This window comes from Actinoplanes hulinensis, from assembly GCF_019429605.1.
GTDB classification, from domain to species: Bacteria; Actinomycetota; Actinomycetes; order Mycobacteriales; family Micromonosporaceae; genus Actinoplanes; species Actinoplanes campanulatus.
Genome location: NZ_JAHXZI010000025.1, coordinates 84,971 through 98,849, shown reverse-complemented (window position 1 = coordinate 98,849; position 13,879 = coordinate 84,971). Strand labels below are relative to the sequence as shown.

Here is a 13,879-nt window from a genome sequence, read left to right as displayed (position 1 = left end):
CCTCCTGCTTCCGTAGGAATGCGAAGGAGCCTCCATGTCGTCTTCCGTGCTCGATCGGCGCAGTCCACCGGTCGTCCCGGCCGCCGCACCCCGCGGCACCGGTCCCACGGCACCGCCGCCGTGGCGCCGGATCGCCGCCGCCCTCACCCCGGCCCGCCGCCTCACCGGGCTCATCGTCGTACTGGCCCTGTGGCAGGTCGGCTCCACCTCCGGATGGCTGGGCAGCACCACCCCCAGCCCGGCCGAGGTGTTCGCCGCCGCCAAGGAGCTGATCGCCTCCGGTGAGCTGGCCCACCACCTCGGGGTCTCGCTGACCCGGGTGGCGAAGGGCCTGGCCATCGGGCTGTCGGCGGGGCTGCTGCTCGGTCTCGCGGCCGGGCTGCTCCGGCTCGCCGAGGACTTCGTCGACGCCCCGATCCAGGCGCTGCGCATGCTGCCGCACCTGGCGCTCGTACCGATCTTCATCATCTGGTTCGGCATCGGCGAGTCCGCGAAGGTCGCGCTGATCGCGATCGGGCCGATCTTCCCGCTGTATCTCAACGTCCTGCACGGCATCCGGGGCGTCGACGAGCGGCTCGTCGAGTCGGCGCGCTCCTGCGGGGTGGGCCGGTTCGGGCTGATCCGGCGGGTCATCCTGCCCGGCGCGCTGCCGCAGATCCTGGTCGGGCTGCGCCAGGCCCTCGGCATCGGCTGGCTGAGCCTGGTCGTCGCCGAGCAGACCGCCACCACCAGCGGCGTCGGCTTCCTGATGAACGACGCCCGCGAGTTCCTGCGCACCGACGTCATCTTCGTGGTGCTGGTCCTGTACGCGCTGCTCGGGCTGGCCACCGACCAGTTCGTCCGGCTGATCGAGCGGCGCGCGCTGGCGTGGCGCCGCGGATTCGCGGGTGAATAGGTGAGCGCGGTGGTCGTGGAGGACGCCCGGCGGGAGTTCGACGGCCGGGTCGTGCTGGACGGGGTCGACCTCACCATCGCGCCGGGCGAGTTCGTGGCGCTGCTCGGCGCCAGCGGATCCGGCAAGAGCACCCTGCTGCGGGCGCTCGCCGGGCTCGACCGGGGCGCCACCGGCGACTTCGGCGTCCCGGACAGGCGGGCGGTCGTCTTCCAGGAGCACCGGCTCATGCCGTGGAGCCGGGTGTGGCGCAACGTCACCCTCGGACTGGAGGGCTCCGGCCTGCGGAAACGGGCGATCGACGCGCTGACCGAGGTGGGCCTCGAAGCCCGTGCCGACGCGTGGCCGCGCACCCTGTCCGGCGGCGAGTCCCAGCGGGTCGCACTGGCGCGCGCGCTCGTCCGTACCCCTGAGCTTCTGTTGTTGGACGAGCCGTTCGGGGCGCTCGACGCGCTCACCCGGCTCAAGGCGCAGGGCCTGGTCGCGCGGCTCTGGGCCGAACATCGGCCGGCGGTGCTGCTGGTCACCCACGACGTCGAGGAAGCGCTGCTGCTCGCCGACCGGGCGCTGCTGCTGCGCGACGGGCGGATCGCCGAGGAATTCATCGTCGACGTTCCCCGGCCCCGCCTGATCGACCACCCCCGACTGCTCACCCTGCGCCGCGAACTGCTGGCCGGGCTGGGCGTCACCACCGAACCGGAGGACCCCCGATGATCAATCTGGATCTGACCGCCGACGTGGTCGTGGTCGGCGGCGGCCCGGCCGGCACGTGGGCCGCGCTGACCGCCGCCGAGGCCGGCGCCGACGTGCTGCTGCTGGACAAGGGCTACTGCGGCACCAGCGGGCCGACCGCCTCCGGCGGCACCGGCGTCTGGTACGTGCAACCCGATCCGGAACAGCGGGAGAAGGCGATGGCCAGCCGGGAGAAGCTCGGCGGCTTCCTCCAGGACCGGCGCTGGATGGCCCGGGTGCTGGATCAGACGTACGAGAACATGAACCGCCTGGAGGCCGAGGCGCGCTACCCGTTCCCGATCGTCGACGGGGTGCCGCACAAGCGGGGTGTGCAGGGGCCGGAGTACATGCGCCGGATGCGGTCCTGGATCAAACGGGCCGGAGTACGGATCCTCGACCACAGCCCGGCCACCGAACTGCTTGTCGACGGCACCGGCACGGTCGCCGGGGTGCGCGGGCACCGGCGGCAGCACGGCACCGACTACCGGGTCCGGGCCGGGGCGGTGGTGCTGGCGACCGGTGGGTGCGCGTTCCTGAGCAAGGCGCTCGGCTGCGACGTGGCGACCGGCGACGGCGCGCTGTTCGCGGCCGAGGCGGGGGCCGAGATGTCCGGGATGGAGTTCTCCACGGCGTACGCCATCGCGCCCGCGTTCACCTCGGTCACCAAGACCGCCTACTACGGGTTCGCGACGTTCTTCCGTGGCGACGGGACGCTGTTGGAAGGCGCCGGCAGCCAGGGCGGCCGCTCGGTGATCGCGAAGGAGCTGCTGCGTACCGGGGTCGTGCTGTGCCAGATCGACCAGACCACCCCGGAACAGCAGCAGCAGATGCGGCTCGGGCAGCCGAACTTCTTCCTCACCTTCGACCGGCTCGGGATCAACCCGTTCACCGAGAAGTTCCCGGTCACGCTGCTGCTGGAGGGCACGGTCCGGGGCACCGGCGGCATCCGGATCGTCGCCGACGACTGCGCCACCACCGTGCCCGGCCTGTACGCGGCCGGTGACGCCGCCACCCGGGAGCTGGTGTGCGGCGCCTTCACCGGCGGCGGCAGCCACAACTCGGCGTGGGCCATGTCGTCCGGCACGTTCGCCGGGCGGGGTGCCGCCGCCTTCGCGACCGCGCTGGGGGCGGCCGCGAACCGGCGGAAGCTCACCGGGGTCGGGGAGGCCGGTATCCAGCGGCATTTCGACAGGGCCGAGGCGCTCGACGTCATCCGGCGTGAGGTGCACCCGTACGACAAGAACTACCTGCGTACGGCCTCCCGCCTGGAACCGGCCCTCGCCCACCTCGACGCGGTCTGGGACGGCCGGCGTGGCGGGAACATCGTGACCGGCGGTGACCTGCCAGGAGTGCGGCAGGCGGCGGCCATGGTGGCGCACGCCCGGTGGATGTACACGAGTGCGCTCGCCCGTACCGAAAGCCGTGGGATGGCCCGTCGCGAGGAGTTCCCGCAGCTGGACCCGAACCAGTACCACCGGCTCACGGTCGGCGGCCTGGACCGGCTGTGGACCCGCCCCGAGGCGGTCACCGGCCGGGAGCTGGCGGTGGCCTCGTGATCGAGCTCGTCTCCACCGAACGCTGCGTGAGCTGCGACGTCTGCATCGCGGTGTGCCCCACCAACGTGTTCGACGCCGGCCCCGGCGGGATCCCGGTGATCGCCCGGCAGAGCGACTGCCAGACCTGTTTCATGTGCGAGGCGCACTGCCCGGCGGACGCCCTGTTCGTCGCCCCGCACACGCATCCGGTGCCGGCGGACTCCCCGCTGCGCGACGAGGAGCATCTGGCCGGCGCCGGGCTGCTCGGCAGCTACCGCCGCGAACTCGGCTGGGGCCGTGGCCGGAAACCGGGCGCCCGCCTGGCGGTCGGCCCCGAACTCGGCCCGGCCCGCATCACCCCGGCACTGACCTGATTGGGAGACGGCACCATGTTGCGACGTGTGATGGTCTTGTTTCTCCTCCTGGCCACCGGGGCGTGCGGCGGCGAATCCGAGGCCGCCGGGCCGGGTGACAGCTTCGTGCTGCGGGTCGGCGCGATCGGCAACTCCAACGCCATCAGCGGGCCAGTCGGCTATTGGCACAAGCAGGGCAAACTGGTGCCGGCGCTGGCGTCCTTGGGGGTCACCGACCTGAAAGTGGTCACCTTCCCGAACGGCCCGGACCTCAACCAGGCCCTGGTCGCCGACGAACTCGACCTGGCCCTGTACGGCGACACCCCGGCCCTGGTCGCCAAGGGCGCCGGCCAGCCGACCCGGCTGATCGCCCAGTCACAGATCAACCTGGACGCCGGCATTCTCGCCAAGAAGTCCGGTGGACCCGCGTCGATCGCCGACCTGGCCGGCAAGAAGGTGGCGGTGCAGACCGGCTCCTACATCCACCGCTACCTGCTGGGTGCGCTCGCCGACGCCGGCGTGAAACCGGCCGAGGTCGTGCACATCTACAGCTCCGACGTGGAGGCGGCCCTCGAACGTGGCGATGTGGACGCGGCCGCGGTGCCGATCGCCAACTTCGTCGCCCTCAAGGGCAAGGGATATCCGGTGGTCGACCTGGCGTCGGAGACCCACGCCAGGTATCTGGGCACCAGCTCGGTGGTGGTCACCGAGAAGTTCCTGGCCGCCAAGCCGGGCGTCGTCGACGCGTGGCAGGGCGCGCACGCTTCGGCGGTCAAGGCCGCCAAGGGTGACTGGCCCGGGTTCGTCGACTATTCGGTGAGCATCCAGGGCTTCCCGAAGGCGGTGCTGGAGCAGTCCCTCAAGCAGGACCAGTGGGTGGAGGAGCCGTTCTCGCAGGAGGGGCTGGCGCTGCTCGCCGGCACCAAGCAGTTCCTGGTCGAGCAGAAGTTCATCCGCAAGGACTTCGACCTCGACGCCTGGCGCGTCAAGGATCCGGCCTGATCGAGGGCCGGCACGCGATCACGTGCTGGCCCTCACCGTCTTTCAGCAAGGCGATTCGCCGACGGCCGCGCGGTTCCCGCCACCCTCTCAGCGCCACATCAGCGCGGCGGCTTGCCGCCGGGTGAGCGATTCCACCGCAACGGCCCTGGGCGTACGGTCCACAGCATCCGTTGCCACCAGTTGCGGCGTGCCCGCAGCGCGGTGGCGTAGGCGACCACCTGCTCCCCCGCCCGGTCCGCCTGCCCCCCGCCGGCGGCCTCCGGCGCGAATCCGGCCGTGTTGATCGCGTCCACCAAAGCGTCCAGTGGGGGCAGCGGTGCCGGTTCCGCGGAATGCGCTTCCGGATCCGGTGCCGGTTCCGATCCGCCTGCGACCGGTGTCAGCGGGCCGGTCGGCAACGCGGGTGGTGCGACCGGGACGGCCCGGCGGAGCAGTCCGGTTCGTTTCGGCGGCGGTGGCAGCACGGACGCGTGCCCGGCCGCCTCGGTGGCCGACAGATGCGATGAGACCGGATGCCCGGCCAACCGCAGGGCGTCGGTGAACTCCAGCCAGGCCCCGGTGATCCGCTGTGCCGGATCCCCGAAGGTGAGCCGCCGCCGCCGTTGGGCGGACCGCAGCGCCACCACCGCCAGAGCCGCACCCACCAGCACGAACACCACACCACCCGACGCCCCGGAGGCGACCAGCACGGTGGACGGCCCACCCGCGGTCGGCGCGGCCACGACCGCGGACGGTGGAGCCGACGACTCCTCGGTCGTAGGCGCCGGGGTGTCCGACGGTGACGGCGGCGGGGTGGGCTTCGGCGGGGTGTAGTCCTCTTCGACCGGCCGTACGGTGTCGCTCTTCGGCATCGGGTCGAAGGCCACCCACCCGACCCCGTCGAAGTACACCTCCGGCCAGGCGAGCGCGTCACCGGCGGTGACCGCCCCACCCGCGGCCGGCGCCGTGAACCCGACGACCACCCGGCTGGGCAGACCGGTCAGTCTCGCCAGCAGCGCGTACGCCGCCGCGAACTGCTCCGAGGTGCCCTTCTGCCCGCCGAGGTCACGGCGCCCGAAGAGGAAGTGGGCGAGGTTCGGATAGGCGTGCCCGCTCGGCGCGTCGGCCACGTGCCGGTAGTGCTCGGCCAGGAACTGCTCGATCACCACGGCCCGGTCGTAGGCGGCGCTGTACCCCTCGGCGAGGTGCTCGGCGAGCCCTTCGATCTGCTTGGGCGTGTTCTGACCGACCGTCAGGTAGCGGACCCACGCGTCCCCGGACGGCACCTCGGCGATCGGCAGCAGGTTCAGGTCCGGCGTCTGTGTCTGGGAGATGGCCGTGTAGCGGAGCCCGCCGGTCAGTCCTTCGGGGCGGATCAGGGTGCCGGTCGCCGCGTCGTAGGCGACCCGTGCCCCGGTGATTCGGGTCGGCGTCGGCACAGCCGGAAGGAGCCTCCCGGTCAGCCCGGTGATGGTGATCTGCTGCTGGGACTCGCTGACCTGGGTGCCGGCCGGCGTGGTGGGCGGGGGCAGCACCCGTCCGGCGTTGCGGTAGATGCCGCCGACCCGCCAGGTGACCCCGTCGTAGTCGGAGAGGACCGCGAGCCGCAGCCGCACATCAGGCTGGGCGGGCTTCCCGGAGGCGCCCGGTTTGCCGGAGGCACCAGGCTTTCCTGGCTTTCCCGAGGCGGCCGGGGCGGAGGCCGCGGCACCAGCGGACGGAGCGGCCGCCGGCACGAGGCCCGGCCGGAACTCCAGCAACTGCTGGGCCGGGTCGAGCGCCCACCCCGAGATCCGGTTGAGCGGACTCTCGTCCAGGCTGTCGACGCGGGGCGGCTGCACGTACCGTCGTGGGTCGACCGGCGTCGCGGTGACCCGGCCGGCGACCCACGGACCGGTGGCGGCGATCAGGCCGAGAACGACCGCCAGCCCGGCGGCCGCGCCACCGAGCGCCCGCACCCGCACGGCCGCGTGCGTCTTCGCCCCGGTCACCGACGTGCCGGCGAGAGCGGCCACGACCAGCCCCGCGAAGGTCAGCGTCCAGATCGTCGCCGCCGAGGCGTTGGGCCCGACCACGTAGAGCGCCCCCGCGTAGACCAGCGCCGGCGGCAGACAGCCGAGCAGAACCCGCCCACCGCGTACCGCGATCTCGGTGGCGGCGAGACCCGCCACCCACACCGCGCCCACCGCGATGACCACCGTGTCCGGCGTCGGCTCGATCGGGATCATGGCCGTGAGCAGGCGCGGAATCCCGTTGGCGAGCGCGTCCCGGGCGACCGTGAGCGTCAGTCCGCCATCCCCGGCGGCCAGATACAGGGCGAGCGCCGCATACCCGCCGAGCAGCGCGACCGAGATCGGCGCCACCGTCCACGAGGGCAGCCGCCGGGCCGCCACCCCGACCGCCACCGACCCGATCGCCGCGCCCGCCACCAGCCGGAACAGCAGACCGTCGGCATAGATCCCGCCGAGCGCCGCCCCGGCCAGCATCAGCATCCCGGCCAGCGCGGCCGGCACGACAGCACGCCGCAACACCCGGGTCACCATCCGCGGACCCCGTCCCAAGCGGCGGCGAACTCGGCGCCGTCGGCGGCCTCGATCACCAACAGGCGGTCGGTGGGCGCGGCGGGCGAGGAGTCGCGGTCGCCGAGGATTCCGGCCAGAGCGACGGGGTACGCCGAGCGCAGTCCACTGAGCGCACCGAGATCGTCGCGCCCGCCCGGCCCGGTCAGGAAGATCAGTGTGTCGCCGAGTTTCTGCGCCCGCAGCTGACGCAGGGTGGCGTCGAGGTCCCCGTCGCCGAGGGTCGCCTCGGTGAGCACGTCGAGGTGCGGCCCGCTGAGCGTGGCGGCGACCAGGTGCAGGGTGACCGGCAGGTCCTCGCGCACCGCGGCGACGACGATCGACGCGGCCGCCTCGCAGGCGTCCTCGAAGCTGTCCCCGCGGTGGGCGGCGGCCCGGTCGTCGAGCAGGACGACGATCTGCGGCTCCGAGGTGTCGAGCTGTTCGCGGACCATGAGCTCGCCGACCTTGGCGCTGCTGCGCCAGTGGACCCGCCGCAGTTCGTCGCCGGGCACGTACTCCCGCAGCGTGTCGAAGGTGATCGTGCCCTGCGGCACCTTGTCGACGCGCCCGTCGAGGCTGCGGGTGAGCCCCGCCGGGACGGCCCGCATCGGGTGCACGCGCGGGTAGACGCGGACGATCGTGGTGCCACCGTAGGCCCGTTTCAGGGTGATCAGCCCGAGCGGGTCACGGCGGGTGACGTACAGCGGCCCGATCGGTACGAGCCCGCGCCGATGGGTGGGCACCGGATAGCTCTCCACGGTGTCGTGCCCGGCCCGCAGGCGCAGCAGCGGCACGTCGACGGTCGCGGCGCCGCAGCGGTCGGTGGCGATCAGGCTGGCCGCCCGCACCCTACTGGTGTTGCTGATGGTGAGGGTGACGTCGGCGGGTTCGCCACGGGCCACCCGGTCGGGTTCGGCGACGCGGGCGACGTCGAGGCGGGGCCGCCAGAACGCGAATACCAGCGCCGTGACGACCGCGATCCCGGCGGCCGAACCCAGCAGCGCCAGGTCGGGGTAGCCGTAGCGGAATCCGGTGCCGAGCAGGATCCCGGCGGCGGCCGCGAGCGCGATGCCGCGGGCGGTCATGCCACTGCGCTGACGTTTCGGGTCGTGAGGGCCGGGCAACGGATCAGGCCGGGGAATGCTGGTGGTCGGGCAGCGGCACGTTCACCGACCGCAGCGCGTCGGCCAGCACGTCGGCGGCGGTCACCCCGCGCAGCTGGGCGTCGGCGGACAACAGCACCCGGTGGGCGAAGACCGGCTCGATCAGGTCCTTGAAGTCCTCGGGCAGCACGTACGCCCGGCCGTTGATCAGCGCATAGGCGCCGGCGGCGCGGGTCAGCGCGATCACCCCACGGGGGCTGACGCCGACGCGGACCTGCGGATGGTTCCTGGTCGCGGCGGCGAGGCGCACGGCGTACGCATAAAGGGGGTCGGCGATGTGGACGGCCGCGACCATCCGCGCCATCTCGCCGATCATGGTGGTGTCGGTGACCGGTTCGAGGGTGTCCGGGGACCGGACGGCCGCGCCGCGCAGCACCTCGATCTCGACGTCCTCGTCGGGGTAGCCGACGGACAGCTTGACCAGGAAGCGGTCGAGCTGGGCCTCGGGCAGCCGGTAGGTGCCGTCCATCTCGACCGGGTTCTGCGTGGCGACGACCAGGAACGGCTGCGGCACCGGGTGCGGCACGCCATCGACGGTGACCCGGCGTTCCTCCATCACCTCGAGCAGCGCCGACTGGGTCTTCGGCGACGCCCGGTTGATCTCGTCGGCGATCACCAGGTTCGCGAAGACCGGGCCGGGATGGAACTCGAACCCACGGCTGGCCTGGTTGAACACGGTGACGCCGGAGACGTCGGAGGGCAGCAGGTCGGGGGTGAACTGGATGCGCCGCCACTGCCCGCGGATGGACGCGGCGAGCGCCCGGGCCAGAGTGGTCTTGCCGACGCCGGGCACGTCCTCGAGCAGGACGTGCCCCTGCGCGAACAGCGCGGTGAGGGCGAGCCGGACCACCTCGGGCTTGCCGAGGACGACGGTGCCGATCCGGGCGGCCAGTTCCCCGGCGACCTCGGAGAATCCCTGTACGTGAGCGGGCGTCAGCACGTCGGCAGGTCCGCCAGGTCGTCCCCGCCGTCGAGGTTCAGCCACGCCCACGGGATGTAGGTCTTGCCCTCGTAGTTCACCTGGATCCACCACGTGCTTCTCTTGTTCTTGTTGTAGACGTACGCGAAGACCTCTTCACCGGTCTTCTTGCAGTACGCCTGGAGCCGGGTCCCGTTCTTGACCCAGCCCGCCTGCTGATCGTCGTCCTGCCGGGTGCCCTTGAAGATCTCGTTGCCGTTGCGGCCGGACACGTCGGAGTCGCAGTACGTCCTCTGGTCGCCGCTGTCACCGTTGATGCAGGTGGCCGTGCCGTACAGGGCGTCGGTGGTCTTGGCCATGTTCTTCGCGGCGCTGCCGGCCGCGTTCTTGGCGGTGACCGTGAACGTGTAGGCGGTGCTCGGTTTCAGCCCGCTGGCGCTGAGGCTGGTGCAGCTGCCGCTGGAGCCCTTGCCGCCGCCGGAGACGGTGAGGGTGCAGGTGGCCGTGCCGCCGCCGTTGTTCACCGTGAACGACACCTTCGCCGTGTTGAAGGTCGGGTCGACCCCGGTCATGGTGACCGTCGGCGCGGCCACCGTGCGGGCGGTGGCGGTCGCCGCGTCGCTCGGGCCGGCCTCGTTCACCGCGGTCACCTCGACCTGCACGGTGGCGCCGGTGCCGAGCCCGGTCAGGGTCACCGAGGTCTCGGCGACCTTCGTCTCCCTACCGCCGGCCTTCACCACGTACTCGGTGATGGGGCGGCCGTTGTCGGCCGGCGCCGTCCAGGTGACGCTGATCGCGCCCGCCTGCGCGGCGACCGTGGCGGCCTCGACGTTCTCCGGCTTGGCCGGCTTGCTGAACGGCACGATCGTGTTGCTGACCGCGGACGCCTTCGAGCCGGCGCCCTTGTCGTTGACCGCGACGACGGTGAACGCGTACTGCTTGCCGAATTCGAGCTGACCGGCGGCCACCGCGAGGGTGGTGGTGGTCGACTCGCCGATCGGGGAGCTGACACCCTCGGAGATGGCGGTCACCGCGTACCGCTGAATCTTGCGGCCCTGGCCGTTGGCGGCCGGCCAGGTGACGCCGACCGTGCCGTCGGTCTTCGCCTCGGCGACCGGCGTGCCCGGCGGATCCGGCACCTCGGCGGTCGGCATGACCGCGTTGCTCATCCGGCCCGGCCCGTCGCCCTTGCGGTTCACGGCGTGCACCTCGAACCGGTAGGTCTGCCCGTTGGTCAGCCCGTCGATGACGAGCGACCGCTGGTCGGCGCCGACCGGGAACGTGCGCCCGGCGCCGGCCACCACGTACCGGGTGATCGGGGCGCCGTTGTCCGCCGCCGACTGCCACGACACCCGGACCTCGGCGTTGCCTGCGGCGGCACGGACACCGCGGGGCGCGCCCGGCTTGGCGGCGACCGGCTTCTTCGGCTTCTCCTGCTTCGGCGGGGCGGGCGGCGTCTTCACCTTGGGCGGGTCGCCGCCGTAGACGTCGTCGCGCTCCTTGTTGACCGGGCGGACCGTGTGGTTGCCGTCGACGACGCGGGCCGTGGTGGCGCCGGGCGCGTTGATGAACAGGTGCTCCTCACGCACCTCCAGCTCCAGGTCGCCGCCGGGCCGCTCGAAGTCGATCGGCTGCTCCGGCCGGCCGTCCTGGTTGATGACGTGCACCGTGCCGTCGTCCTCCGGCACATACAGATAACCCTCGTACGGCACGGCCGGCCCGAGGTCGCCGCCGTCGTCCGGGACGGTGACGTCACGCACGCCCTGCCCGTCGGTGCCGACGGTGTAGACGCGCCGCTCGTCCGGCACGGTGATCGCGATGACGTCACCGTCGGTGCGCTCGGGCAGCTCACCCGGCCCGGTCAGCGGCAGCGTGGTCGGCCGGCCCGGCCCGTTCTCCCCGATCACGGTGAGCGCGTTGGTGGTCCGGTCCAGCACGGCGACGCCCTCGTCCAGGGCGGAGACAGCCAGGTCGTGGCTGGCGGCGGCCACCGAGTCGGTGCGGACCCGCACCGGGGCGGCCGCACCCGGGTCGATCGCGGTGACGGTGCCCTCGCTGGGCGCGGCGATCCACAGCCGGCCCGCCCCGTCGAAGATGCCAGCGCTGATGCCCGGCGGGAACTGCAACGCCTCCCCCACGGGTTGCAGGCTGCCCGGGTCGACCTGCTGCACCTTGCCCTGAACGGCGTCGACGATGAAGGCGCTGTCGTCGTGCAGGGCCACGCTCACGCCGATGCCCGGCTCCGACTGCGCATTCCAGTACGCCTGAAGATCGGTGAGGTCCATCGAGGCGATCGCTCCGGTGTTGACGTCACGAAGCAGCACGAACCGGTCACTCTGGCTCACCTGCAACGCGTGCCCGCGAGCCTGGTTGACGTCCGCGCGGGTGTCGATGCGGGCGGCCGTGCCGTTGATCCGGGCCAGCTCGCCCTTGCCCTTGCTCCACACCCAGGAGGCCGCGTCGAAGCTGGCCAGCGCCTTGTCAGCGGTGCCGAGCCCCCGCACGGTGAGCCCGAGCCCGGCCACCAGAACGAGCACGGTGGCCATCGTGACCAGTTGCCCACGGCTGGGCAGGCGTCGCCTCCGTACCGCCTCTGCGCTGGTCACCGCGGCTGTCCTCCTGTCGATTCCGGTCAATCCGCCTCAAGGACGCAGGCCATCATAGGGAAAGCCGCTGGCCCGCGGGTACCCGTGTCTCATCGCTGTGGACGAGCGGTCCCCCGCTTCGTGCACTCCTGGACAGAACTGGAGACCTGCTTGGTCGAATAGACGGCCACCACTGCGAAGCAGTAGTCGAGGTTCTTGTTGAGCCCCAGCTCCACGAACTCCACCGTCCCCGGCCCGACGTGCCCGACCGGCTTCAACTGCTCCCCCCGGCGGGCCATCGTGATGATGAACGACGCTTTGCCCCTGGCCGGATCACCCCAGGTCAGCCCCACACTGGTCCCGCGGTCGTCAAGCTCCAGCCCGGTCGGCGGCGCCCCACCCAGAACGGGCACGCTCGGCGCGACGGTCCCCTCGGTCTCCCGCGCCACCGGCTCCTGCGACCGGTTCGCGAGCACCACGACGAGCGCCCCGACAGCGACAATGGCGACAAGCGTCGCGAGCACGGTGAGGGCCACCGCGATCCCGCGGCTCCCGCTCCTGTTTCCTTCGATGGGGTACGGGCTGAGCGCACCCGCCGCGGCCTGCCCCGCCCCCGGGTAGCCCCCGGGCAGTTGCTGCCACACTCCGGGCTGCCCCGCCGCATACCCCGGATGGCCCCCGCTTCCCGGCCCCGGGTACGCCCCCTGGTGCGGGGCCGGCATCTGGCTCGCAGCGCCGCCGTTCGGGTACGTGCTCGCCTGGCCCGCTTGCGGACCCGGATACCCCGGCTGGCCCTGACCCGCGTGACCACCCGCAGGCCCCGACACCGGCCGACCAGGCTGAACACCGGCACGCCCGGACACGGGATCCGGATAGCCCGCCGGCGCCTGACCCGCGTGTGTGCCCGTGTGTGCGGACGCCGGGTCCGAATAGGCCGGCTGCGATGCCGGGTGACCGGCCCAGCTCGCCGGATAGCCATACGGCTGGCCCGGTTGGGACACCGGCGGGACGGCCGGGCTCGCCGTCGCGTCGCCCGGGAAGGGAGCGGGGTGCGCGTGCCCGTCGCGGCCATCGACGCCGGGCGCGGGAGCACCGATCCACGGTCCGGCGGGCGGCGTCTCAGGCCGAGGCGTGACCGGGTCAGGCCGCGCGGGAGCCACCGACTCCGGACGAACCAGCGGCAACATCTCGGTCGCCCGCTCCATCGCCCCTTGCGAATCCGGCGACGAGGTCGGCTGAGGGCCACGAATCGGCGCTGGCCCGGGCCCGGACGCAGGCAGTGACCCCGATCCCGGACCCGGAGCAGGAACGGGGGCCGGAGATGGCCCTCGGCCGTGGACCGGACCGGGCGCTGGGGCCGGGCTGGGCACGGGAGACAGCCCCTGGCCGTGGACCGGACCGGGCGCTGGGGCCGGATGCGGTCCGGGAACTGGGCCTAGGGCTGGAGTCGTCGTGGGCCCGGGGGCCGGGTGTGAGGCGGGGCCGGGCACCGAGGCCGGCGGAGTGGGTGTGGGGGCGGGTGGGGGCGGTGCTGTCGTCCGTACCGTCGCGGTTGAAGGATCTTCGGAGAGATAAGCCTGCGCCCGGGCGACCAGCCCGTCCCCCGCGCCGAGAGCCGCCGGCCCGTGCTCGGCGACACGCCCGAAGGCTTTGCGCGCTTCATGCCGGTTCCCGAGTTCTTGAGCGACGACGCCCAGATCATGGGAGATGCGCAGCATGAGCGGATCAGCGTCCCCGAGCCGCCACTGCCCGGCCGCGTAGGCGTCCTCCAGCACCCGGCGGGCGCCCATCGGATCGTCGGCCCGCAGATAGACCCCGGCAAGCTCCCGCTGAGCGGTGAGCACGTCCGGTTCGTCCTCCCCGAGCTTCTCCCGCCCGAGCTCGACAGCCCGTTCAAGCAGCACCTGAGCCGCGTCGAGGTTGCCCGCGGCGATCAGACCACGGGCCCGTTCGAGGGCCGGAGTGAGAGGGGACGGCTGCGACACGCCCGCCATGCTGCCCGCTCATCCCGCCCAACGCCACATCCGATCCCAGTGACGGTCCCGACCCCCGCTTCGACCCCGCCCGGGAGCCGTATATAGTTCTGACCTGTGCGGCCCGCTGGGCAGCCGAAACCCCAGGTGAAAACCCCGGTGACGGCCCCGGTAAGCTGTACAGA

At 72.6% G+C, this 13,879-nt stretch carries 10 protein-coding genes; 5 read left to right on the top strand and 5 right to left on the bottom strand.

Annotated features, from left to right (window positions below; all coding sequences use genetic code 11):
- Positions 1-34 precede the first annotated feature (34 nt).
- The 5 genes from KZ829_RS36465 to KZ829_RS36445 are packed head-to-tail and all read left to right on the top strand — an operon-like array spanning position 35 to position 4,514.
- Positions 35-895: an ABC transporter permease gene (locus KZ829_RS36465; protein WP_220148387.1), complete on the top strand. Its 861-nt coding sequence runs from the start codon at positions 35-37 to the stop codon at positions 893-895.
- Positions 896-1,606: an ABC transporter ATP-binding protein gene (locus tag KZ829_RS36460; RefSeq protein WP_220148386.1), complete on the top strand. Its 711-nt coding sequence runs from the start codon at positions 896-898 to the stop codon at positions 1,604-1,606.
- Positions 1,603-3,180 (top strand): FAD-dependent oxidoreductase, encoded by a 1,578-nt coding sequence (locus KZ829_RS36455; RefSeq protein ID WP_220148385.1) that lies wholly within the window; start codon positions 1,603-1,605, stop codon positions 3,178-3,180. The genes KZ829_RS36460 and KZ829_RS36455 overlap by 4 nt, the downstream gene beginning before the upstream one ends.
- Positions 3,177-3,533, top strand: a complete 357-nt coding sequence (locus tag KZ829_RS36450; RefSeq protein WP_220148384.1) for a 4Fe-4S dicluster domain-containing protein — start codon at positions 3,177-3,179, stop codon at positions 3,531-3,533. Before KZ829_RS36455 ends, KZ829_RS36450 begins: the two co-directional genes overlap by 4 nt.
- 30 nt (positions 3,534-3,563) lie before the next feature.
- Positions 3,564-4,514: an ABC transporter substrate-binding protein gene (locus tag KZ829_RS36445; RefSeq protein ID WP_220148383.1), complete on the top strand. Its 951-nt coding sequence runs from the start codon at positions 3,564-3,566 to the stop codon at positions 4,512-4,514.
- Between the two features lie 98 nt (positions 4,515-4,612).
- On the opposite strand, the gene KZ829_RS36440 is transcribed toward KZ829_RS36445, so the two are convergent.
- The 5 genes from KZ829_RS36440 to KZ829_RS45075 all read right to left on the bottom strand — a co-directional run bounded on the left by KZ829_RS36440 (position 4,613) and on the right by KZ829_RS45075 (position 13,715).
- Complete coding sequence (locus tag KZ829_RS36440) at positions 4,613-7,024, bottom strand: transglutaminaseTgpA domain-containing protein (protein ID WP_308285816.1); 2,412 nt, start codon at positions 7,022-7,024, stop codon at positions 4,613-4,615.
- 5 nt (positions 7,025-7,029) lie between these two features.
- A complete protein-coding gene (locus KZ829_RS36435; RefSeq protein ID WP_220148381.1) occupies positions 7,030-8,139 on the bottom strand; it encodes a DUF58 domain-containing protein in 1,110 nt (369 codons plus the stop codon).
- 43 nt (positions 8,140-8,182) lie between these two features.
- Positions 8,183-9,157 (bottom strand): AAA family ATPase, encoded by a 975-nt coding sequence (locus KZ829_RS36430; RefSeq protein WP_308285815.1) that lies wholly within the window; start codon positions 9,155-9,157, stop codon positions 8,183-8,185.
- Entirely contained in the window at positions 9,151-11,682 is a 2,532-nt protein-coding gene (locus tag KZ829_RS36425) for a fibronectin type III domain-containing protein (RefSeq protein ID WP_220148422.1), read from the bottom strand. Before KZ829_RS36425 ends, KZ829_RS36430 begins: the two co-directional genes overlap by 7 nt.
- 149 nt (positions 11,683-11,831) lie before the next feature.
- A complete protein-coding gene (locus tag KZ829_RS45075; protein ID WP_220148379.1) occupies positions 11,832-13,715 on the bottom strand; it encodes a tetratricopeptide repeat protein in 1,884 nt (627 codons plus the stop codon).
- Positions 13,716-13,879 lie beyond the last annotated feature (164 nt).